We start from the raw sequence: 546 nt of genomic DNA on the forward strand, positions 1-546 counted from the left end.
CGTGCAGATGGTCTCGCACGGCTTCATCTCCGGCGCGATGTTCCTGTGCATCGGCGTGCTGTATGACCGCATGCATACCCGCAACATCGCCGACTACGGCGGCGTCGTGAACCGCATGCCGAAATTTGCCGCCTTCTTCGTGCTGTTCTCGATGGCCAACTGCGGTTTGCCAGCGACGTCCGGCTTCGTCGGCGAGTTCATGGTGATCCTGGGCGCGGTGAAATACAACTTCTGGATCGGCCTGCTGGCTGCAACGGCACTGATCTGGGGCGCGGCGTACTCGCTGTGGATGGCCAAGCGCGTGGTGTTCGGCAAGATCAAGAACAAGCATGTGGCCGAACTGACCGACATCAACAAACGTGAATTCTTCATGCTTGCTGTGCTGGCCATCGCCGTGCTCGTGATGGGTCTGTACCCAGCCCCGTTCACCGACACGATGCAAACTTCGGTTGCTGACCTGCTGCAGCATGTCGCCACCAGCAAGTTGCCTTAAATAGAAGACCGATAACATGACTAATGCACCTAATCTGGTACCGCTGTACGCGG

At 58.1% G+C, this 546-nt stretch carries 1 protein-coding gene; it reads left to right on the forward strand.

All coding sequences use genetic code 11. The features are described from left to right. Positions 1-493, forward strand: a 493-nt coding sequence (locus ASN89_RS25430) for a proton-conducting transporter membrane subunit (RefSeq protein WP_268766404.1), incomplete at its 5' end; no start/stop codon positions are given. Positions 494-546 lie beyond the last annotated feature (53 nt).

The sequence above is a fragment of the Janthinobacterium sp. Ant5-2-1 genome (genome assembly GCF_001445815.1).
In the GTDB taxonomy this organism is placed as follows: domain Bacteria; phylum Pseudomonadota; class Gammaproteobacteria; order Burkholderiales; family Burkholderiaceae_D; genus Janthinobacterium; species Janthinobacterium lividum_E.